Annotated in this window: 19 protein-coding genes and 2 tRNA genes; 6 read left to right on the top strand and 15 right to left on the bottom strand. The window is 67.9% G+C overall.

The features are described 5' to 3' along the window. Window positions 1-48: 48 nt before the first annotated feature. A complete protein-coding gene (locus KVT39_RS05450) occupies window positions 49-549 on the bottom strand; it encodes a dihydrofolate reductase (RefSeq protein WP_034183063.1) in 501 nt (166 codons plus the stop codon). A 275-nt stretch (window positions 550-824) separates the two neighbouring features. Then, window positions 825-1151 (bottom strand): hypothetical protein, encoded by a 327-nt coding sequence (locus KVT39_RS05445; protein WP_034183064.1) that lies wholly within the window; start codon window positions 1149-1151, stop codon window positions 825-827. A gap of 498 nt (window positions 1152-1649) precedes the next feature. On the opposite strand from KVT39_RS05445, the gene KVT39_RS05440 reads away from it, so the two are divergent. Both KVT39_RS05440 and KVT39_RS05435 read left to right on the top strand, forming a co-directional pair. Beyond that, window positions 1650-3047, top strand: a complete 1398-nt coding sequence (locus tag KVT39_RS05440; protein ID WP_217588085.1) for a sigma-54 dependent transcriptional regulator — start codon at window positions 1650-1652, stop codon at window positions 3045-3047. 41 nt (window positions 3048-3088) lie between these two features. Further along, on the top strand, window positions 3089-4060 hold the full coding sequence (locus KVT39_RS05435; protein ID WP_072436420.1) for a thymidylate synthase: 972 nt from the start codon (window positions 3089-3091) through the stop codon (window positions 4058-4060). Between the two features lie 75 nt (window positions 4061-4135). Here KVT39_RS05435 and KVT39_RS05430 read toward each other — a convergent pair whose 3' ends face one another. Both KVT39_RS05430 and KVT39_RS05425 read right to left on the bottom strand, forming a co-directional pair. Beyond that, the gene (locus KVT39_RS05430) at window positions 4136-6700 is read right to left on the bottom strand and encodes a DUF6600 domain-containing protein (RefSeq protein WP_217588084.1); all 2565 of its coding nucleotides are present in this window, start codon (window positions 6698-6700) and stop codon (window positions 4136-4138) included. 162 nt (window positions 6701-6862) lie between these two features. Beyond that, entirely contained in the window at window positions 6863-7570 is a 708-nt protein-coding gene (locus KVT39_RS05425) for a helix-turn-helix transcriptional regulator (protein ID WP_034183067.1), read from the bottom strand. 201 nt (window positions 7571-7771) lie between these two features. On the opposite strand from KVT39_RS05425, the gene KVT39_RS05420 reads away from it, so the two are divergent. Then, entirely contained in the window at window positions 7772-7912 is a 141-nt protein-coding gene (locus tag KVT39_RS05420; RefSeq protein ID WP_165948127.1) for a hypothetical protein, read from the top strand. A 130-nt stretch (window positions 7913-8042) separates the two neighbouring features. Then, complete coding sequence (locus KVT39_RS05415; RefSeq protein ID WP_027811985.1) at window positions 8043-8555, top strand: acyl-CoA thioesterase; 513 nt, start codon at window positions 8043-8045, stop codon at window positions 8553-8555. A gap of 46 nt (window positions 8556-8601) precedes the next feature. Here the strand turns inward: KVT39_RS05415 and fumC are convergent, their stop codons facing one another. The 3 genes from fumC to KVT39_RS05400 form a co-directional block, all read right to left on the bottom strand. Then, complete coding sequence (gene fumC, locus KVT39_RS05410) at window positions 8602-9996, bottom strand: class II fumarate hydratase (protein ID WP_217588083.1); 1395 nt, start codon at window positions 9994-9996, stop codon at window positions 8602-8604. Between the two features lie 150 nt (window positions 9997-10146). Then, window positions 10147-11535: a multidrug efflux MATE transporter NorM gene (gene norM / locus KVT39_RS05405; RefSeq protein WP_217588082.1), complete on the bottom strand. Its 1389-nt coding sequence runs from the start codon at window positions 11533-11535 to the stop codon at window positions 10147-10149. Between the two features lie 132 nt (window positions 11536-11667). After that, on the bottom strand, window positions 11668-11886 hold the full coding sequence (locus KVT39_RS05400; protein ID WP_006486208.1) for an RNA-binding S4 domain-containing protein: 219 nt from the start codon (window positions 11884-11886) through the stop codon (window positions 11668-11670). 270 nt (window positions 11887-12156) lie between these two features. On the opposite strand from KVT39_RS05400, the gene KVT39_RS05395 reads away from it, so the two are divergent. Beyond that, window positions 12157-12558 (top strand): hypothetical protein, encoded by a 402-nt coding sequence (locus tag KVT39_RS05395; RefSeq protein WP_034183070.1) that lies wholly within the window; start codon window positions 12157-12159, stop codon window positions 12556-12558. A gap of 131 nt (window positions 12559-12689) precedes the next feature. Here the strand turns inward: KVT39_RS05395 and KVT39_RS05390 are convergent, their stop codons facing one another. From KVT39_RS05390 to fdxA, 8 genes are all read right to left on the bottom strand, one after another. Further along, entirely contained in the window at window positions 12690-13466 is a 777-nt protein-coding gene (locus tag KVT39_RS05390) for a DUF4088 family protein (protein ID WP_034183071.1), read from the bottom strand. Window positions 13467-13627: 161 nt separating this feature from the next. Continuing rightward, window positions 13628-13966, bottom strand: coding sequence for an AzlD domain-containing protein (locus KVT39_RS05385; RefSeq protein WP_034183072.1), 339 nt, complete (start codon window positions 13964-13966; stop codon window positions 13628-13630). After that, complete coding sequence (locus tag KVT39_RS05380; RefSeq protein WP_034183073.1) at window positions 13963-14730, bottom strand: AzlC family ABC transporter permease; 768 nt, start codon at window positions 14728-14730, stop codon at window positions 13963-13965. Before KVT39_RS05380 ends, KVT39_RS05385 begins: the two co-directional genes overlap by 4 nt. A 124-nt stretch (window positions 14731-14854) precedes the next feature. Next, window positions 14855-15769: an AraC family transcriptional regulator gene (locus KVT39_RS05375; RefSeq protein ID WP_217588081.1), complete on the bottom strand. Its 915-nt coding sequence runs from the start codon at window positions 15767-15769 to the stop codon at window positions 14855-14857. Window positions 15770-15831: 62 nt separating this feature from the next. After that, window positions 15832-16317 (bottom strand): CreA family protein, encoded by a 486-nt coding sequence (locus tag KVT39_RS05370; RefSeq protein ID WP_105393601.1) that lies wholly within the window; start codon window positions 16315-16317, stop codon window positions 15832-15834. 120 nt (window positions 16318-16437) lie between these two features. Further along, window positions 16438-16513: transfer RNA gene (locus KVT39_RS05365), tRNA-Asn, on the bottom strand. Between the two features lie 70 nt (window positions 16514-16583). Beyond that, a tRNA-Asn gene (locus tag KVT39_RS05360) sits at window positions 16584-16659 on the bottom strand. A 96-nt stretch (window positions 16660-16755) separates the two neighbouring features. Further along, window positions 16756-17079: a ferredoxin FdxA gene (gene fdxA, locus KVT39_RS05355; protein ID WP_034183076.1), complete on the bottom strand. Its 324-nt coding sequence runs from the start codon at window positions 17077-17079 to the stop codon at window positions 16756-16758. Window positions 17080-17378: 299 nt separating this feature from the next. On the opposite strand from fdxA, the gene pncB reads away from it, so the two are divergent. Beyond that, the gene (gene pncB / locus KVT39_RS05350; protein ID WP_034183077.1) at window positions 17379-18578 is read left to right on the top strand and encodes a nicotinate phosphoribosyltransferase; all 1200 of its coding nucleotides are present in this window, start codon (window positions 17379-17381) and stop codon (window positions 18576-18578) included. The last annotated feature ends 16 nt before the right edge of the window (window positions 18579-18594 follow it).

Raw genomic sequence — 18594 nt, 5'->3', positions numbered from 1 at the left:
GCCCGACCGGCGCGAGCCGGTCGGGCTTTGCTCATTGTGCGCGACGCGTCAGATGCGCTTGCGCTCGTAGACGACGAACGCATAACCGAACGTGTTCGGCGCGGCAGCCTGGTGTGCATCGCGCGAGACTTCCTGCCAGTGCGCGGCGTCGGGCGCAGGGAACGATGCATCGCCGTCGAAGTCGGCATCGATCTCGGTGACGATCAGTTTATCCGCGAGCACGAGGCCTTCCGCGTAGAGTTGCGCACCGCCGATCAGGAATGCTTCGGGCACGCCGTCACGTGCGGCGAGCGCCAGCGCGTCGGCGAGCGACGTGACCGTGTCGCAGCCATCGAAGCGGCGCGTTGCGTCGCGCGTGACGACGATGTTGCGGCGGCCCGGCAGCGGCCGGCCGATCGACTCGTGGGTCTTGCGGCCCATCACGATCGGCGCGCCCATCGTCGTGCGCTTGAAGAACGCGAGATCCTCGGGAAGTTTCCAGGGCAACTGGTTGTCGCGGCCGATGATGCCGTTGCGGGCACGCGCGACGATCAGGGTCAACGTCGTCATGAAGGTCGGAGAAGAGGAAAGCCGGAATGGCGCCGATTCTACCGGAACGGCGGTGCATGCCGGATTCCTCGCACGTGCATCGGCTTTCCGGTGTTGCGCGCCGCGATGCGCGATGCAGTGGCGGCGCGGCGACGGACTGAGTAAAAAGAGTGCCCGCCGGGGGACGGAGCACAAAAAAACGTTTCGTGTCGCGGGGGCGGTGAGGGTGGTCGCGATCGATGCTGTCGGCCGATTCGGATAACTACGGAATCCTCATCGAATGGATTGGTGCATGCTCACTGGTGCGTGGTGCCTTGGGTGTTTTTTTCCATCGCATGCTGCACGTCGCGTGGCTGCGGTACCGGGAGCGGTGTCGGCAACTGGGGCGGAGGCGGGATCTCGTCCCACAGCGTCACCGAAGCCTTGCCGGCCGGCAGCGGTTGCGGTGCCGACACGGTCACGATGCCGAACCCGTTGCCGGGCTGCATGCCTGGCGCGTTTTCCGCAAGCAGCATCGCGCGATCCAGCTTCACGTTTTCATCCGCGTGCGCCGGCGCGGGCGGGCCGGCGGCCGAGAGCGAAATCGCCATCGGCACGAAAGAAAGTAACAGATGTTTTCGCATGGTCGCTGTCTCCGATATATTCTTATTCAGCGAAATACATGCCATCGCGCCGGAACCCTTGCCACGACTGCGATTCACGCACACGCGTCGACACTTGCGGCGAAAAACGCCTGAAAATGTTTCAGGCCTGAAACGAGGGGGCTTGGGAATACTGCGGATTCAATCAATACGCGTCAAGGATGAAAATCGATGCGTGTGTCGATGAAAGCACTCTTCGCTGCGCAAGTGTTATGTGCAGATGATTGACATACGTCGACCTCCCGAGCGATTCGACCGCATCGCTTGAGGCGCTGAAATCGATTTGTCGCATTCAGTGCCTATAACTAAGCTGTCTTGATCAAAAAACGGACGCGAGATAAGCGCCATCATGCGAGGCATTGTCGTTGCCGCGCATCGGCATGGCGAATCGAGCCACCTTGGGCTGACCCGATTCGATCCTTTCGCACGCGACCTGGCGTGCGCGGCAATCGTTAGATGGTTGATGAACGGGGTGGGCATATGGGAGCCGATCAGCGGCACGTGATCTATTACTCGCGCGAACCGAACGATGCGTTGCGCGGCCATTTCGACGAATGCGGTTGGCGCGTCGATCTCGCGGAGACCGTACGCGACGTACGACGCGTCGTGCAGCACGGTGTTGCAACGGCCGGCCTGCTCGATTTCTCGCCGGGCTTCAAGCCCTCGGACCTGCGCGAACTCGAATCCTGCCTGAGCATCCAGCACATCGGCTGGATCGCGGCGACGCGGCGCGGCCAGTTGCAGGACGCCACGCTGCGCCATCTCATTCGCGACTATTGCTTCGACTACGTGACGATGCCGTACGAGATGTCGCGGATCGTCGAGACCGTCGGTCATGCACATGGCATGGTCGCGCTGACCGAGCCCGTTGCGCCGCTCGCCGGTGCGGGTCGCAGCGAAGGCGAGATGGTCGGCACCTGCGATGCGATGCTCGGACTCTTCAGGACAATCCGTCGCGTCGCATCGACCGACGCGCCGGTGTTCATCTCCGGCGAATCGGGCACGGGCAAGGAACTGACGGCGGTCGCGATTCACGAGCGTTCGTCGCGTGCGCAGGCGCCGTTCATCGCGATCAATTGCGGTGCGATCCCGTCGACGCTGCTGCAGGCCGAGTTGTTCGGTTATGAGCGCGGCGCGTTCACCGGTGCGAACCAGCGCAAGATCGGCCGCGTCGAGGCCGCCAACAGCGGCACGCTGTTTCTCGACGAGATCGGCGACCTGCCGCTCGAAAGCCAGGCAAGCCTGTTGCGTTTCCTGCAGGAAGGCAAGATCGAGCGGCTCGGTGCGCACGTATCGGTGCCGGTCGATGTGCGCGTGATCTGCGCGACGCACGTGGACATGGAAACGGCGTTGCGCGAAGGGCGGTTCCGCGAGGACCTGTTCCATCGCCTGTGCGTGCTGAAGATCGAGGAGCCGCCGCTGCGCGCGCGGGGCAAGGACATCGAGGTGCTCGCGCGCCACATGCTCGAGCGTTTCAAGGGCGACGCGCATCGGCGCCTGCGCGGCTTTTCCCCCGATGCGGTGGCCTCGCTGTACGGCTATTCGTGGCCGGGCAACGTGCGTGAGCTGATCAATCGCGTGCGCCGAGCGATCGTGATGTCGGAGGGCCGGATGATCACCGCGGCCGATCTCGAGCTGAACGACTACGCGACGCTTGCGCCCGTGTCGCTGCTGGAGGCGCGCGAGGCGGCCGAACGGCAGGCGATCGAGCAGGCGCTGCTGCGCCATCGCGGCCGTTTCGCGGACGCCGCGCGCGAACTCGGCGTGTCGCGCGTCACGCTCTACCGGCTGATGTGCGCGCACGGAATGCGCGATCGCGGCGACGCGCTGGCAGGGTTTCCGGCGTCGTTGCCGGAGCTTCCGCATCACGCTTGCTAAAATTGGCGGGTACGGCCGCCCTCGCGGCCGAAGGAACCCGCATGAAACAGTATCTCGACCTCGTTCGTACCATTCTCGATACCGGCACCTGGCAGGAGAACCGCACGGGGATCCGCACCATCAGCATGCCGGGCGCGATGCTGCGCTTCGACCTGCAGCAAGGCTTCCCGGCCGTCACGACCAAGAAGCTCGCGTTCAAGTCCGCGGTCGGCGAACTGGTCGGCTTCCTGCGTGCGTCGCGCAGCGCGGCCGATTTCCGCGCGCTCGGCTGCAAGGTGTGGGACGCGAACGCGAACGAGAACGCGCAGTGGCTCGCGAACCCGTATCGCCAGGGCGTCGACGATCTCGGCGACGTGTACGGCGTGCAATGGCGCCAGTGGCCGGGCTACAAGGTGCTCGATGCGGGCGCCGATGCGCAGATCGCCGATGCGACGCGCCGCGGCTTCCGGATCGTCACGCGTTTCGACGAAGACGGCGCACCGAAGGTGCTGCTGTACAAGGCGATCGACCAGCTACGCCAGTGCCTGGACACGATCATGGAGAATCCGGCCGACCGTCGTATCCTGTTTCACGCGTGGAATCCGGCCGTGCTCGACCAGATCGCGCTGCCCGCATGCCATCTGCTGTACCAGTTCCTGCCGAATGCGACGAAGCGCGAGATCTCGCTGTGCCTGTACATCCGCAGCAACGACGTCGGGCTCGGCACGCCGTTCAACCTGACGGAAGGGGCCGCACTGCTGTCGCTCGTCGGCCGGCTGACGGGCTATACGCCGCGCTGGTTCACGTATTTCATCGGCGACGCGCACATCTACGAGAATCAGCTCGACATGCTTCAGCAGCAGCTCACACGCGAGCCGTACGAAAGCCCGCGGCTCGAGATCGCCGAGCGCGTGCCCGAATACGCGAAGACGGGTGTCTATGCGCCCGAGTGGCTCGAGCAGATCGAGCCGTCCGATTTCTCGCTCGTCGGCTATCGCCACCACGAGCCGCTGACCGCGCCGATGGCGGTCTGATCGCGCAGCCCCCCTCAGAATGAAGGCCTGACCGGCATCAGCCGGTCGGGCCTTTTTGCTGCACGTTTGCGGCACTTACTGGCGGTGCCGCTCTTCGTGACCGCCTTGCGGCGGCGGGTTGCTCGGGCGCGGCGCCTCGACGTGCGGCGCCGGTTGCGGCCGCGGTTCCATCCGGGGCGCGGGCATCGACGGGCGCGGCTCCGCGTGCGGCGCGGGCATCGACGGCCGTGGCTCCATGCGCGGCGCCTGCGGCTGTGGGCGCGGCATTTCATGTGCGGCGGGGGCCGGCGGACGGTACTCGTTCACGCGCGGCGGTGCGACTTCGCGGTGTGGCGCCGGTTGCGCGAATTCGGGGCGCGGTTGCGGCGCGGGGGCGGCCCGTTCCGGTTGCGGCTGCCCATGCTGGGCCGGCGTCGGGAATTCGGGGCGCGGACGCGGCTGCGGGATTTGCGCCGTACTGTCGAACCTCGGTTGCGGCAGCGCGCGCGGTGCTTCGTTCCGGCCGCCGGGCTGCGCGCCCTGCGGAGCCGGTGCGCCGTCCGGATGCGGCGCCGGCACCGCGCTGCGCACGGGCGGCAGCGCATTCTGTCCTGCCGCGTGCAGCGCGGCCGGCGGGGTGGGGCGTTGACGCTCCATCGGCGTGTGCGGCTGCATCCACGCAGGTGACGGCGCCTCGGCTGCGTGCGCGTTGCCGTTGCCCGACGGGAAATTGCCGGCCACCGGCGGATGCGGGACGCCGTTTCCGGGCACGAACGCCTGGCGCGGCGCCGGGTTGCCCGGTGCCTGCGGCATGCCGCCGTTGGCGAAGCGCGGCGCATTGGGGTTCTCGCCGTTCGCCGGCCGCGCGATAGTCGGCGCGCCCGGCACCGGTGCGCCCGGACGTCCGGCCTGCGCGGCTGGCGGCTGGCCTTCGCGCGGCGCGCGTGACGGCTGCACGACGGGGCCGTGCGGATTCACGAGCTGCACGTTGTGCATCGCCCATGCGCCGCCGTTCGGGTTGCCCGGAACGCGAACCGGGCGAGCCGTGTAGTCGGCCGGCACGTTCGTCTTCACGACGGGGGCGCCGGCGCCCGGTACGCGTCCGCCTTGCTGCGCAAGGTGGGCGGCGGCCTGGTCGCGATACGCGGCCGGCACGGCAGGATTGCGCGTCGCGACGTACGGGTGCTGCGCGATCGCCACCGGCGGACGGTAGCCGGCATTGCGCAGCCCGCCGGTAAAGCTCTGGCGCACGGGCGCGATACCGGGCGTACCCGGTGTCACGTGCGCATTGCGCCATTGCTGCGGATCGACATGCTGCGAGAAGTGCGCAACAGGCTGACCGTGCACGAACGCGGAGGCCGGCACGGCCGTGATCGCGTGCGGCGCGTGGAAGTTCACGTACGTCTTGTTGATGTTGGTGATATTGGTGATGTTCGTCACGTTCACCGTCTTGTTCACGTTCACGTTGTTCACCACGATGTTGCGGTTCACGCGATCGTAGTAGTGCGGGCTCCAGCCGCCCCAGCCGGGGTGCCACGGCTCACCCGGGCCGAGCGCGAACCATGCGCAGCCGGCCGCGGCGACGCCGCCGACGGTGAGCGCGACGCTCCAGTCGGGACCGCCGCCGCCGCCGCCGCCGCCGCCACCGACGAACGCGACGAGCGCCGGCGCATAGACGGGCGGCTGGCTGACGACCATCGGGCCGGGCACCCATGCCCAGCTATCGTCCACGTACGCCCAGCGGCCGTAGTGATACGGCGCGAAGCCCCACGGTGCATCGTCGACCCACGTCCAGCCCCATGGTGCCTGCCAGATCCAGTGGCCGTCGTGATACGGCGCCCAGTCGGCCGGCGTGTCGTTCGGCACCCATACCGAGCCGTAATTCGGGGTTTCGCGCCACGTGCCGTTCGCGTCGAGATCCTGGTAGCCGGGAACGTCGCGGGACACATAGCGGGCCGACACCGAGCGCTCCTCGGCCGCATCGCGGCTGGCGGCCCACTGGTCGAGCGCATCGGGGCCCGGCGCGGGCGATTGCTGCGCAACCTGCAGGTCGGTGCCCGTGAACACGACCTGCTGTCCGGGCGACAGCGGATATTGTCCGTTGCTGCCGTACACGGTCGCGCTGCCGCTGCGCACCGTGACCGTCGTGCTTGCGCCGTCCGGCGCGACATCGACGCGATAGTCGCCGGGGCCCGTGATGCCGAGCGCGAGGTTCGGCGTGTCGATTTCGTACGATCCGCCGGCCGGCAGCTGGCGCACGTGCGTCGATACGGTGCCGAGGCCGACCTTCAGTTGCGTCGTCGTGTCGTCGAGGTTCAGCACCGACAGGCTCGTCGAATTGCCGAGCCGCACCGCGGTCGAGCCGATGTGCAGTTCCGAGCGCGCGCCGGCATCGTTCCAGAGCTGGTCGCCGGTCGTCAGCGGCCGGTTCACGGCGGCGTACGACCACGTATCGGTGCCGGCCGGTTCGGTCGTCACGGCGCCCGACAGGTAATTGAGCCGCGCGACGCGCCCCGGCGGATCGCCGCCCGGTTGCCGGGCCGCGGCCGTATACGGCGGGGCATCGGCCGATTGTGCGAATGCGGGGGGCAGCGTCGCAAGCGCGACGAACGCGAGCAGCGTATAGCGGGCGGATCGCTTGAGCGTGAACAGGGGGGCCATGGTGAGCGTCTTCGTCGTTATCGCGGCGCGTCGATTCGTGCCGTTGAGTTCACGATATCCGCTCGGTCTGTTTCAGTGCTCGGTGTTTTGTAAGCCGGATGGCACGCGATGTAACAAAACCTGTCCATCGCGCGCCGTTGTCGTGCAGCTGCAATGCAGGCGTCAAGCGGACGTAAGCCACCCGTCGAAAACCTGCTGCCCGGGCACGGTGACGCGCAGCACGCGCGGTCGCGCGGAGCGCTCGATCCAGCCGTGCGCACAGAAGCTGTCGAGCAGTGCGGCGCCGAGCGCGCCGCCGAGATGCGAGCGCCGCTCGCTCCAGTCGAGACAGCCGCACGCGAAGCGGCGCCGGCGCGCGCGCTGCTGGGCGACGTCGATGCCCCATCGCGCGAGCGCCCGGGTGCCGAGTTCGGTGGTCTCGATCTCATCGCCGTTGGCGAGCAGCCAGCCGCGCGCGGTGAGCCCGTCGAAGATGCGCACTGCGAGTTCGCCGGCCATGTGGTCGTAGCAGGTGCGTGCGTAGCGCAGTTCGGCCGGCACCGTGCGCGACGGCGGCGGAACCGGGCGGTGCGGCGCGGCCGCGCGGGCGACGTTCGCGAGCGCCTCGAGCGATGCCGCGATGTCGGACGATGCGATCCGGTAATAGCGGTGCCGGCCGCGCACGTCGAGCGCGAGCAGGCCGCCTTCGGTCAGCCGCGCGAGATGCGCGCTTGCCGCGGACGGCGACAGCCCCGCGATCATCGTCAGTTCGCCGGCCGGTCGCGCGCTGCCGTCCATCAGCACCCACAGCATCGCGGCGCGCCCCGGGTCGGCGATCAGCGCGCCGATGCGGCTCAGGCCCGGAAAGTGGTGGTCGTCTTGATCGGTCATCGTCGTGTCTCGTCAGGCGGGATGACTTGCAGTGTAGTGGGTGCGGGCATTCGATGTTTCGGATCCGGCTGAAATGTCGAATGCAGCGATGCCGGCGCGGGCACCGACCCTGCGGAAGACCGGACTGCGGCCCCGTGCGGGGCACGCGTAGAATGGCCGGACGCGGCGGCAGCGGGCCGCCGCACGTGACACGATGCAACGATGAAGACGATTTTCTGCCTGTTGGCGGCCGTGCTCGTCTGCGCGGCCTGTGCGCAGGGCGGCGCGGGCGCTGCCGGCGAGCGGGGCGGCAGCCTCGAGATGTACGGGACGATCGACCAGGGCATCACGATACGTCGCTGACGGGCGCCGATCCGCGTACGTTTCAGGCGCGTCGGCGCCGCCGCGCGACATGGGGCGCCCCGCGGCGCGTTGCCGCAGTGCAACGTATAATGGCCCGATTACAGCGCCCCTGCCGCCCGGAGCCAACAAGATGCCCCAACCGTCCCCCGTACCGGCCGCCCTCGACCGCACCGAAACCGTATTCCGCTTCCTCGCCGAGCCGTCGTCCGTGAACTTCGGCGGCAAGGTGCATGGCGGTGCGCTGATGAAGTGGATCGACGAGGTCGCGTATGCGTGCGCGGCCGTCTGGTCGAGCCGCTATTGCGTGACGGTCAGCGTCGGCAACATCCGTTTCCAGCGTCCGATCCTGGTCGGCAATCTCGTCGAGCTGAAGGCGCGCGTCGTCGCGACGGGGCGCACCAGCATGCACATCCATGTATCCGTGCACGCCGGCGATCCGAAGGGCGGCGTGTTGCGCCAGACCACCGATTGCCTGGTCGTGTTCGTCGCCGTCGACGAGAACGGCAACCCGGTGCCGGTGCCGCCGTTCGTGCCCGAGACCGACGAGCAGAAGGTGCTCGCGAAATATGCGGCCGACGTGCGGGCCGCGCTCGACAAGATCGTCGAGATGAAGCCGGAAGAGGTCGCGAAGGGCACGGTCTGACCGGCGCGGGCGCCGCGCCGTTTGCGCCGCGCCCGTCGTTCTGCCGTTACCGCGACCCGATCATCTGCTCGGGACGCACCCACGCATCGAATTCCGCCTCGGTCAGATAGCCGAGCGCGAGCGCGGCGGCCTTCAGCGTCGTGCCTTCCTTGTGCGCCTTCTTCGCGATCTGCGCGGACTTGTCGTAGCCGATATGCGGATTGAGCGCCGTCACGAGCATCAGCGATTCGTTCAGCAGCAGGTCGATGCGCGCGCGATTCGGCTCGATGCCCACCGCGCAGTGGTCGTTGAAGCTCCGCGCGCCGTCGGCGAGCAGCCGCACCGATTGCAGCACGTTGTGCACGATCATCGGCCGGAACACGTTCAGCTCGAAATTGCCGCTCGCGCCGCCGACGTTGACCGCGACGTCGTTGCCGAACACCTGGCAGCACAGCATCGTCACGGCCTCCGACTGCGTCGGGTTCACCTTGCCCGGCATGATCGAGCTGCCCGGCTCGTTCTCCGGAATCGACAGCTCGCCGAGCCCGCAGCGCGGCCCGCTCGCGAGCCAGCGGACGTCGTTCGCGATCTTCATCAGGCCGGCCGCGACGGTCTTCAGCGCGCCGTGCGCGAACACCAGCGCGTCGGCCGCCGCCATCACCTCGAACTTGCTCGGCGCCGTCACGAACGGCAGCTTCGCCAGCCGGCCGATTTCGTCGGCGACGCGCACCGCGAACTCCGGATGCGCGTTCAGCCCGGTGCCGACCGCGGTGCCGCCGAGCGCGAGTTCGTACAGGTGCGGCAGCGCCGATTCGACGTGACGGATGCCCTGGTCGAGCTGCGCGACATAGCCGGAAAACTCCTGACCGAGCGTGAGCGGTGTCGCGTCCTGCAGGTGCGTGCGGCCGATCTTCACGATGTCGGCGAACGCCTTCGATTTCGCGTCGAGCGTCGCGCGCAGCGTGCGCAGCGCCGGCAGCAGGTGATTGACGATCGCGTACGCGGCCGCGACGTGCATCGCGGTCGGGAACACGTCGTTCGACGACTGGCCGCGGTTCACGTCGTCGTTCGGATGAACCTTGCGCGCTTCGCCGCGCTCGCCGCCCATCAGCTCGCTCGCGCGGTTCGCGATCACCTCGTTGAGGTTCATGTTGGTCTGCGTGCCGGAGCCCGTCTGCCAGACCGCGAGCGGGAATTCGCGCGGATGCTTGCCGGCGATGATCTCGTCGGCCGCGTCGATGATCGCGCGCGCCTTGTCGTCGGCCAGCACGCCGAGCGACTGGTTCACGGCCGCCGCGGCACGCTTGACGATCGCCAGCGCGTGTATCAGCTCGGGCGACTGCTTCTCGGTCGAGATCCGGAAATTCTGCAGCGAGCGCTCGGTCTGCGCGCCCCAGAGCCGGTCGGCCGGCACGGCGATCTCGCCGAACGTGTCGCGTTCCATCCGAACTGCTTCGTTCATGATGCACTCCTCTTGGAAAGGGGAAAGGCCGCGCAATGCGCGGCGTCGGGCGTATCGTGAGGCAGTCGCGCCGCTCGCGCGGCGTCTTCGGGACTTCGGGCCTTCCGCCGACAAGCATAGCGTCGGCCGCGATTTCGTGTCGTGTCGCGCTCAATGCCGCGCCGCGATGAGCGACGCGGTCTTCAGATGAAAGCGCCATGCCATCAGCGCCGCGACGCTCGCGAGGCCGGCCGCGAGCCCCCACCACAGGCCGCGCGCGCCGAGGCCCGCATGGAACGCGAACCAGTAGCCGGTCGGGAAGCCGATGCCCCAGTAGCCGAAGGTCGCGGCGAGCATCGGGATGCGCGTGTCCTTCAGGCCGCGCAGCGCGCCCGACGCGACGGTCTGCATTCCGTCGACGATCTGGAACACGGCGGCGATGCCGAGCAGCGACGCCGCGAGCGACACCGTGGCCGCATTGGCCGGGTCGTCGAGATGAAGATACAGGCCGACGATCGTGTGCGGCGCGACGATCATCACGATGCCCGACAGCGACATGAACGCGACGCCGAGCGCGAGCGCGACGAAGCCCGCATGCCGCGCGGCGATGGGCGAGCCCGCGCCGACCCAGTAGCCGACCCGGACGTTGGCGGCCTGGCCGATCGCGAGCGGCACCATGAACGACACCGACGCGACGTTCAGCGCGATCTGGTGCGCGGCCAGCGACGTCGCGCCGAGCACGCCGACCGTGAGGCCGGTGCCGAGGAACAGCGTCGATTCGACCCCGTACGTGATCGCGACGGGCCAGCCGATACCGATCAGCTCGCCCATCACGGGCAGCTTCGGGCGCGCCGCGGTCACGAAATGGCGGAAGCGCTGCCGGCCGTGCAGCAGCCAGATCAGCGCGAGCGCGGTGAGCCAGATCGTGATCGTCGTCGCGACTGCGGAACCGAGAAAGCCGAGGCGCGGCAGTCCGAATGCGCCGTGAATCAGCCCGTAGTTCAGCACGCCGTTGACGCCGACGCCGCCGATCGACACCCACAGCAGCCGCCGTGCGGCGCCGATCGCCGGCAGGAACGCGCGCATCAGCCCGACGCCGATCAGGCTGCCGAGCGCCGCGAAGCGCAGGATGCCCGTGTATTCGCCGACGTGATGCGCGAGCAGCGGCGGCTCGTGAAACATCAGCAGGATCGGTTCGGCCAGCGACAGCGCGACGATCGCCGGAATCGCGAGCAGCACGGACAGCGCGAACCCGGTCCAGTAGATGTGCGGCACGCGGTCCTCGGCCTGGGCGCCGCGCGCATGCGCGACGCTCACGCTGACCGACGACAGCACGCCTTGCAGAATGGTGACGATGACGAAGAAGAAGTTCGCGCCGAGACCGCCGGCCGCGAGCGAATCGGGGCCGAGCGAACCGAGCAGCACCGTGTCGGTGACGCTCATCGCCATCTGTGAAAGTTGCGCGATCGCGAGTGGTGCGGCGAGGCGCGCGGTATCGGCGGCGTGACTGGACAGGGACGGCGGCGCGGCGGCCGTCCGCGTGAGACCGGAATGCGACATGGAATGGGCGCTCGCGCGGGTGCGGGCCCGCGCTGTCTGTATTTATTTTGAGAGACGGCTAGCTTACGGCTTTATTCGTACGGTGTCGAACGCGCGCGCCGATGGCCATGTCGCGGACAGGGGGAACAGGCGCTAGGCTTCGCGCACCGCGATGCGCGTGTCGCCGAGCAGCACGACCTGGCCCGCGCGGATCTTGCAGGTCTTGCGCAGCTCGACCGCGCCGTCGACTTTCACCGCGCCGGACGCGACGATCAGCTTCGCGGTGCCGCCGCTGTCCGCGAGGCCGGTGATCTTCAGAAGGTTGTGCAGCTCGACGTATTCGCCGGTCAGCGTGAAATCCAGGTTGGGCATGACGAAGAAGGTGCGCAATGCGCGGAAGGAATCGCCTCGCATCATACGGCACCGCGGGCCGGCGTGCGAGCGCGGGCGGTCGCGGCACGCAGTTGTTAAGGACTGTGAGCGATTCGTCAGCAAATGAAACGGTGGGTAACAGTCTGAGAGATTCGAGAACCTGCCGTGCGGGCCGCGGGTCTTTTGTCGTACCTGCTGCGTGTTGCGGCGGGGGACGCGACGGACCGCATCGCTGCGGTTCGCGCCCACAACTTCTTGAGGAGGATTGTCATGTCCAAGATTCGTACGATGCTGATCGGTGCCGCGCTGACGGCGTTCGCCACTTCGGCCGCGTTTGCCCAGACGGGCACGGCGGCGCAGGGCGCGGCAGGTGCCGGCGTGCAGGCGCAGACCCCAGCGGCGGGTGTCGGCGCGGGCGTGCAGGGCAGCGCCGGCGCGAACGCGTCGGGCAATGCGGTCGGCGGCGCGACCGATGCGGTCGGCGCAGCAGCCGACGGCGCGAAGGATACGGCGTCGTCGGCCGTCCACTCGGCCAAGAAGCACACGAAGCACGCCGCGAAGTCGGCCAAGAGCCATGTCGGCTCGGCCAAGGCGAAGGCTGGCGAAGCGACCGAAGGCGGTGCATCGGTCGGCGCGGAGGGCGGTGCAGCGGCCCAGGGCGCCACGCAATAAGCGGTGCCTGGCGCCGCGCGACGCTCGCCCTGGACGGCGCGTCGCGACGGCGGCCGTCCGGCGGCCCGGTTCGCTTCGCGCGAACCGGGCCGTTTTCATGTGTTCATGCTTTCGGCAGCGCGGGCGCGCGGTTACGGCCGACGCTGTCCTTGGCCTTGTCCCTGCACGGGGCGCGCGGCAGCCGGCGTGAATACGCTGCGCAGCCACGCGGCGAGCCGCGCGAAGACGTCGTACGGCTCTTCGACGAAGATCTCCGGTTTCAGCAGCCGCAGGTATTCCATGATCTGCTGCGCTTCCTGTTTCTGGAACGAGCCATGTGCGAGCCCGAGCCGCAGCAACCCGCGCAGTTCGCCGAGCTTGTCGCGCGCGGTGCTGCCGACGCTCATCTCGCATGCGAGCTTGGCTTCGTAAACCCGTTGCCGCAGCGATTCCGCGAGCCGCCATGCGGGCGTCTGCATCAGTTCCTCGAGCGCCTGGATGTCCTGAGCCGCGCCCTTGATCTGCGACGCGAGCGGGTCGATTTGCGCCGGGTCGCCCTGCGCCTCGGCGACGATCGCCTTCGCCCAGTCGCGGCACGCCTTCGCGAGCTCGTCGGGCGTCCATTCGGAGCGTGACGCGAAGCCGAAGCCGAATTCGGCGGCCTGCCGCATCAGGATCGCGACGACGTCCGGAAATTCCTTGTCGAGCGTGCGCTTGGCCCACGCGTACTGGCCGCCCTGCAGCATCCGCTGCACCGCGTGCTCGGTCAGCGGAACCATGTTGTCGAGCAGCTTCGCGCGCAGGAAATCCTCGAACGACGGCGTCGCGAACTGCGGGTCGAGTTTCAGCGACACGCGGACGAACGCGTCGTAGTCCTTGCGCAGGGACTCGAGCGTGTCGTCCTTGAGGGAAAGGGTGATCTGGCCCATGAATCGTCTCGATGGCGGCCCGCGCAGGCCGGCGGTCGGCACGGCGCACCGGTGCGGGCGCAGCGTCGACTGACCGGTGCGCGCCGAGGCCGGTGGCGGGTTTTCACTTCCTATATCGGCGCGCCGCGCGGAAACTTGAGCGCGCGTGGTGGAGTGTCCGCTCAGGCGGGCAGCCAGTGCGGCAGCACGATCCCTTGCCAGAAAAAGAACACCGCGAGGCCCGCCGCGATCGTCACGAGCGGGCGACGGGTCGCCGCCGACACGAGCACGGCGGCGAGCGCGCCGACGAGCTGCGGATTGCGCCAGGTCAGTTCGGCCGTGCCGCCATGGGGCGAGACGGTCATCGGCACGATGATCGCGGTCAGCACGGTGACGGGCACGAAGCCGAGCGCGGTCCGCACGAGCGGCGGAAAGGTCAGCCGCTCGCCGAACAGGAACAGCGTCGTGCGGATTGCGTAGGTGATGACGGCCATCCCGAGGATCAGCAGCGCGTAGCTCACGATGCGGCCTCCGTGCGTGACCGCGCGCGCGAGTGCTCGTGCCGCAGTGTCAGCGCGACGCCGATCGCGACGCCGGCGGCAACCGCGCCGAGCAGCCCGAGCTTGTACGGCCAGCCCTGCCAGAAGTACGCGAGCGTGCCGGCCGTCGCGGCCGCCGCGAAATAGCGCAGCGTGCCGAGCTGCGGGACGACGATCGCGATGAAGGTCGCCGCCATCGCGAAATCGAGGCCGAGCGACTGCAGGCCCGGGAATGCCGCGCCGAAGCCGATGCCCGCGAGCGTCCAGACCTGCCAGTTCAGGTACATCGCGAGCCCGGAGCCGAAAAAGTAGTGGGGGCCGATCGTGCCGGGCGGGAAGTGCCGGTAGTGCCCATAGGCGACCGCGAACACTTCGTCGGTCATCAGCGCGCCGAGCGTGGCGCGCCAGCGCAGCGGCAGGTGCGCGACATAGGGCGCGAGCGTCGCGCTGTACAGCAGGTGGCGCAGGTTCACGATCAGCGTCGTCGCGAGTACGACGACGAAGCTCGCGCTGCCCGCGATCAGGCCGAGCGCGATGAACTGCGCGGAGCCTGCGAACACGGCGAGCGACATCAGCACGCCGTGCCACGCGGCGAGCGGGCCGCCGCCGACGAGCGTGCCGAAAATCACGCCGAACGGCGCCGCGCCGATCATCATCGGGATCGTGTCGCGCGCGCCGTCGAGCCATTCGTTGAGCGGCCGGCGAGGGGGTGATGCGGGTGTCGGGTTCAAAGCGCGCTCCTCCATGCGTTGGAGGATAGCGGGCCGGTGGTTTGCCGGCTTGTATGTTCTTGCGGTCGCGGGCGGGTTGGCTGCCCGGGCGTTTGCCGGCGCGGCGGCAAGCGAGCGGCCGGATGCGGGAAGCCGCGTGTCAGCTCGCCTGCCAGCGCCCGGGCGGCACGCCGAACATCCGTTTGAAATGCCGCGTGAAGTGGCTCTGGTCGACGAAGCCGCTGGCCGCCGCGACGTCGGCGACGGGCACGCCTGCCCGCAGCGGTGCCAGCGCGCGCTGCAATCGCAGCTGGTTGCGCCAGGCATGCGGCGGCATGCCGGTCGTACGCGTGAACAGGCGCGCCGCGTGGAACGGCGACAGGCCGGCCGCCTGCGCGACTTCGTCCAGCGTCACCGTGCACGTGAGATCGGCGGCGAGCCGCTCGCGCATCGCGTCGACGCGCGGTTCGTCCGGTGCGAGCGGCGCCGGTCGCGGCTGCGCGTCGGCGTGGCGCACGATCAGCGTCGACAGCGCGTCGAGCATCGCCGTTTCGGCGGCGAGCGGATCATAGATGCGCGGTGCGCCGGAGGCCGGATCGCCGGCCGCCGGATCGTCGGCCGGCGGCCCGTGCGCATGGGACGACGGCGCGCGCTCGCTGCCGGCTTCCATCATCCGGTGCGCCAGCGCGAGCCGGGCCGCGAGGTCGGTGTCGCGAATCACGTCGGGGGCAAACCACGGTGCGTCCTGCGGGCGGCCGGCGATCGCGCTCGTGAGTTCGCGGATGAATTCGACCGGCATGTAGCTGACGCGATAGCACCAGCCTTCGTCCGCCGCGCGCGAGCCCGTATGCACCTCGCCGGGATTGATCACGGGCACGGTACCCGTTTCGGCGACATGGCCGCTGCCGCGATAGGTGAAGCGTTCCGCGCCTTCGAGAATCACGGGGATCGTGTACGCGTCGTGCCAGTGGGGCGCGAACGTGTGGTCGCGATAGGTGGCCGTGACCAGATCCGTGTCCGGCAGCAGCGGCGTGCGCCAGTAGCGTGCGGAGTCTGGAAGGCGGGTGGCGGACATGATCGGGCGCGGGAGCGGTCGAACCGACAGTGTATCGCTCGCGCGCCCGCCAGGTGCGGGCCTTACTTGACCGGAATCGTCGTGCCGGCCGGCATCGGCACCGCGGTGACGGCGTTCTTCGGGCTGCCGCTGACGATGCGGTCACTGTAGGTCAGGTAGACGATCGTGTTGCGCTTCCTGTCGACCACGCGCACGACGTGCAGCGTCTTGAAAATGAACGACATGCGTTCGCTGAACACGTCGGTCTGCTGCTTGAGCGGTTCCTTGAAGCTGATCGGGCCGACCTGCCGGCACGCGATCGATGCCTCGCTCGGATCCTCGGCGACGCCGAGCGTGCCCTTGATGCCGCCCGTGCGGGCGCGCGACACGTAGCAGGTCACGCCGTTCACGACCGGATCGTCGTACGCCTCGACGACGACGCGGTCGGAGCCCGTTACGCGGAAATGGGTGTTGACGCTGCCGACCTCCTCCGCGTGCGCGAGCGGCGCAGCGGCGAATGCGGAGAGCAGGAGGGCGAAGGGTGCGGCGCGCAGGAGGCGGTGCTTCATCGACGGAACCGGATGCGAATGCGGGACAGAGACTCTAGCATGCGCGGGACCGGGCCACGAAAACGCGAAAGGGCGGACGGAAAAACAAAAGGCCCGTCGAATGACGGGCCTTTTGCTGTCTGGCTCCCCGACCTGGGCTCGAACCAGGGACCTACGGATTAACAGTCCGGCGCTCTACCGACTGAGCTATCGGGGAATAAATCGGTACATCTGCGTTTGCGTCACCAACAAAAAACCCGTTCACCTTCAACGGGCCTTTGCGTTTTTGGCTCCCCGACCTGGGCTCGAACCAGGGACCTACGGATTAACAGTCCGGCGCTCTACCGACTGAGCTATCGGGGAACAAACAGCAGAGAAACGAGATTGTATGGAGTGTCGGCTAACCTGTCAATACTTTTGGGCCGCAGCGCACAAAAAATTTCTGCGGCCGCCGCGCGATCAGCGCTCGAGCAGGTGCAGCTTGTCCTGCACGTCCTTCCACTCGTCCGCGTCGGCCGGTGCCGGCTTGGTCTTCGTGATCGACGGCCAGCCCTTTGCCAGCTCGGCATTCAGCTCGGTGAACTGCTGCTGGTCGCCCGGAACGTCTTCTTCGGCATAGATCGCATTGGTCGGGCACTCGGCAACGCACACGGCGCAGTCGATGCACTCGTCCGGATCGATGGCGAGAAAGTTGGGACCTTCACGGAAGCAATCCACCGGGCACACATCCACGCAATCCGTGTATTTGCACTTGATGCAGCCTTCGGTCACAACGTGAGTCATTAAAACGCTCCTGCTTGGCGGTATATATGGGGTGGCGTTGGCGCCAAAAGCGGCATTGTAACTGAAGCGCAAAACCCGCATGGCGTGGTCGGCTTTCCGGCTTATATCGTTTCGTGATTAGTTTATGGGGCCCGCCGAGGGGCGCGCAAAGAGGAACCCGGATACGGGCGTCGGCGCGACGGAGCGGGGCGGCAGGCGGTTTCGCGATGGTCGGGCCCGCATTCGGGTAACATGGCCGACAGACCGGGCGGCGCGCTGTGCGCCGGGGCCCTGTCACGATATTGGCGGTGCCGCAAATCATGATCATCACTTCGCTGCTCGACACGGATCTCTACAAGTTCACGATGATGCAGGTCGTCCTGCATCACTTCCCGGCGGCAAACGTCGAATACCGTTTCAAGTGCCGCACGCAAGGCGTCGATCTCGTGCCGTACATCGACGAGATCCGCGACGAGGTGCGCGGCCTGTGCTCGCTGCGTTTTTCCGACGTCGAACTCGACTACCTGCGGCGGATGCGCTTCATCAAGAGCGATTTCGTCGACTTCCTCGCGCTGTTCCACCTGAACGAGAAGTACATCTCGATCACGCCTTCGCCGAAGGGCAACGGCGAGATCGACATCGAGATCAAGGGGCCGTGGCTGCATACGATCCTGTTCGAGATCCCGGTGCTCGCGATCGTCAACGAAGTCTATTTCCGCAACACGCAGCGCGAGCCCGACTATCGCGAAGGCCGCGAGCGGCTGCGCGAGAAGATCAAGCTGCTCGGCGCGAAGCCCGAGTTCGCCGACTGCAAGATCGCCGACTACGGCACGCGCCGGCGCTTCTCGAAGGTCTGGCACGAGGAAGTCGCGCTCACGCTGCGCGACGGCCTCGGCCCGCAGTTCGCGGGCACGAGCAACGTGCTGTACGCGATGAAGCACGACATTACGCCGCTCGGCACGATGGCTCACGAGTACCTGCAGGCTTGCCAGGCGCTCGGCCCGCGGCTGCGCGACTCGCAGATCTACGGCTTCGAGATGTGGGCGAAGGAATATCGAGGCGACCTCGGGATCGCGCTGTCGGACGTGTACGGGATGGATGCGTTCCTGAACGACTTCGACATGTATTTCTGCAAGCTGTTCGACGGCGCGCGCCACGATTCGGGCGATCCGTTCGACTGGGGCGAGCGGATGCTGCGCCATTACGAGGCGAACCGGTGCGACCCCCGCACGAAGGTGCTCGTGTTCTCGGACGCGCTCGACATCCCGAAGGTCATGCAGTTGTACGAACGGTTCCGCGGCCGCTGCAAGCTCGCGTTCGGCGTCGGCACGAACCTCACCAACGACCTCGGCTACGTGCCGCTGCAGATCGTGATCAAGATGGTGCGCTGCAATGGCCAGCCGGTCGCGAAGCTGTCGGATTCGCCGGGCAAGAGCATGTGCGACGACAAGGCCTATCTCGCGTACCTGCGCCAGGTGTTCGGCATCGCGCAGCCGGTCGAGGAAGACGCGTCGAAGTGAGCGTCGGCCGTTCGGT

This window comes from Burkholderia sp. GbtcB21, from assembly GCF_019091065.1.
GTDB classification, from domain to species: domain Bacteria; phylum Pseudomonadota; class Gammaproteobacteria; order Burkholderiales; family Burkholderiaceae; genus Burkholderia; species Burkholderia pyrrocinia_C.
The sequence above is the reverse complement of the archived record's forward strand: the minus strand, read 5'-3'. Positions and strand labels throughout refer to the sequence as shown.

Bases quoted from the DNA above. Each gene is read 5' to 3' on its own strand.
- KVT39_RS05450 (WP_034183063.1), bottom strand. From the start codon at position 549: ATGACGACGTTGACCCTGATCGTCGCGCGTGCCCGCAACGGCATCATC.
- KVT39_RS05445 (WP_034183064.1), bottom strand. From the start codon at position 1,151: ATGCGAAAACATCTGTTACTTTCTTTCGTGCCGATGGCGATTTCGCTC.
- KVT39_RS05440 (WP_217588085.1), top strand. From the start codon at position 1,650: ATGGGAGCCGATCAGCGGCACGTGATCTATTACTCGCGCGAACCGAAC.
- KVT39_RS05435 (WP_072436420.1), top strand. From the start codon at position 3,089: ATGAAACAGTATCTCGACCTCGTTCGTACCATTCTCGATACCGGCACC.
- KVT39_RS05430 (WP_217588084.1), bottom strand. From the start codon at position 6,700: ATGGCCCCCCTGTTCACGCTCAAGCGATCCGCCCGCTATACGCTGCTC.
- KVT39_RS05425 (WP_034183067.1), bottom strand. From the start codon at position 7,570: ATGACCGATCAAGACGACCACCACTTTCCGGGCCTGAGCCGCATCGGC.
- KVT39_RS05420 (WP_165948127.1), top strand. From the start codon at position 7,772: ATGAAGACGATTTTCTGCCTGTTGGCGGCCGTGCTCGTCTGCGCGGCC.
- KVT39_RS05415 (WP_027811985.1), top strand. From the start codon at position 8,043: ATGCCCCAACCGTCCCCCGTACCGGCCGCCCTCGACCGCACCGAAACC.
- fumC (WP_217588083.1), bottom strand. From the start codon at position 9,996: ATGAACGAAGCAGTTCGGATGGAACGCGACACGTTCGGCGAGATCGCC.
- norM (WP_217588082.1), bottom strand. From the start codon at position 11,535: ATGTCGCATTCCGGTCTCACGCGGACGGCCGCCGCGCCGCCGTCCCTG.
- KVT39_RS05400 (WP_006486208.1), bottom strand. From the start codon at position 11,886: ATGCCCAACCTGGATTTCACGCTGACCGGCGAATACGTCGAGCTGCAC.
- KVT39_RS05395 (WP_034183070.1), top strand. From the start codon at position 12,157: ATGTCCAAGATTCGTACGATGCTGATCGGTGCCGCGCTGACGGCGTTC.
- KVT39_RS05390 (WP_034183071.1), bottom strand. From the start codon at position 13,466: ATGGGCCAGATCACCCTTTCCCTCAAGGACGACACGCTCGAGTCCCTG.
- KVT39_RS05380 (WP_034183073.1), bottom strand. From the start codon at position 14,730: ATGGAGGAGCGCGCTTTGAACCCGACACCCGCATCACCCCCTCGCCGG.
- KVT39_RS05375 (WP_217588081.1), bottom strand. From the start codon at position 15,769: ATGTCCGCCACCCGCCTTCCAGACTCCGCACGCTACTGGCGCACGCCG.
- KVT39_RS05370 (WP_105393601.1), bottom strand. From the start codon at position 16,317: ATGAAGCACCGCCTCCTGCGCGCCGCACCCTTCGCCCTCCTGCTCTCC.
- fdxA (WP_034183076.1), bottom strand. From the start codon at position 17,079: ATGACTCACGTTGTGACCGAAGGCTGCATCAAGTGCAAATACACGGAT.
- pncB (WP_034183077.1), top strand. From the start codon at position 17,379: ATGATCATCACTTCGCTGCTCGACACGGATCTCTACAAGTTCACGATG.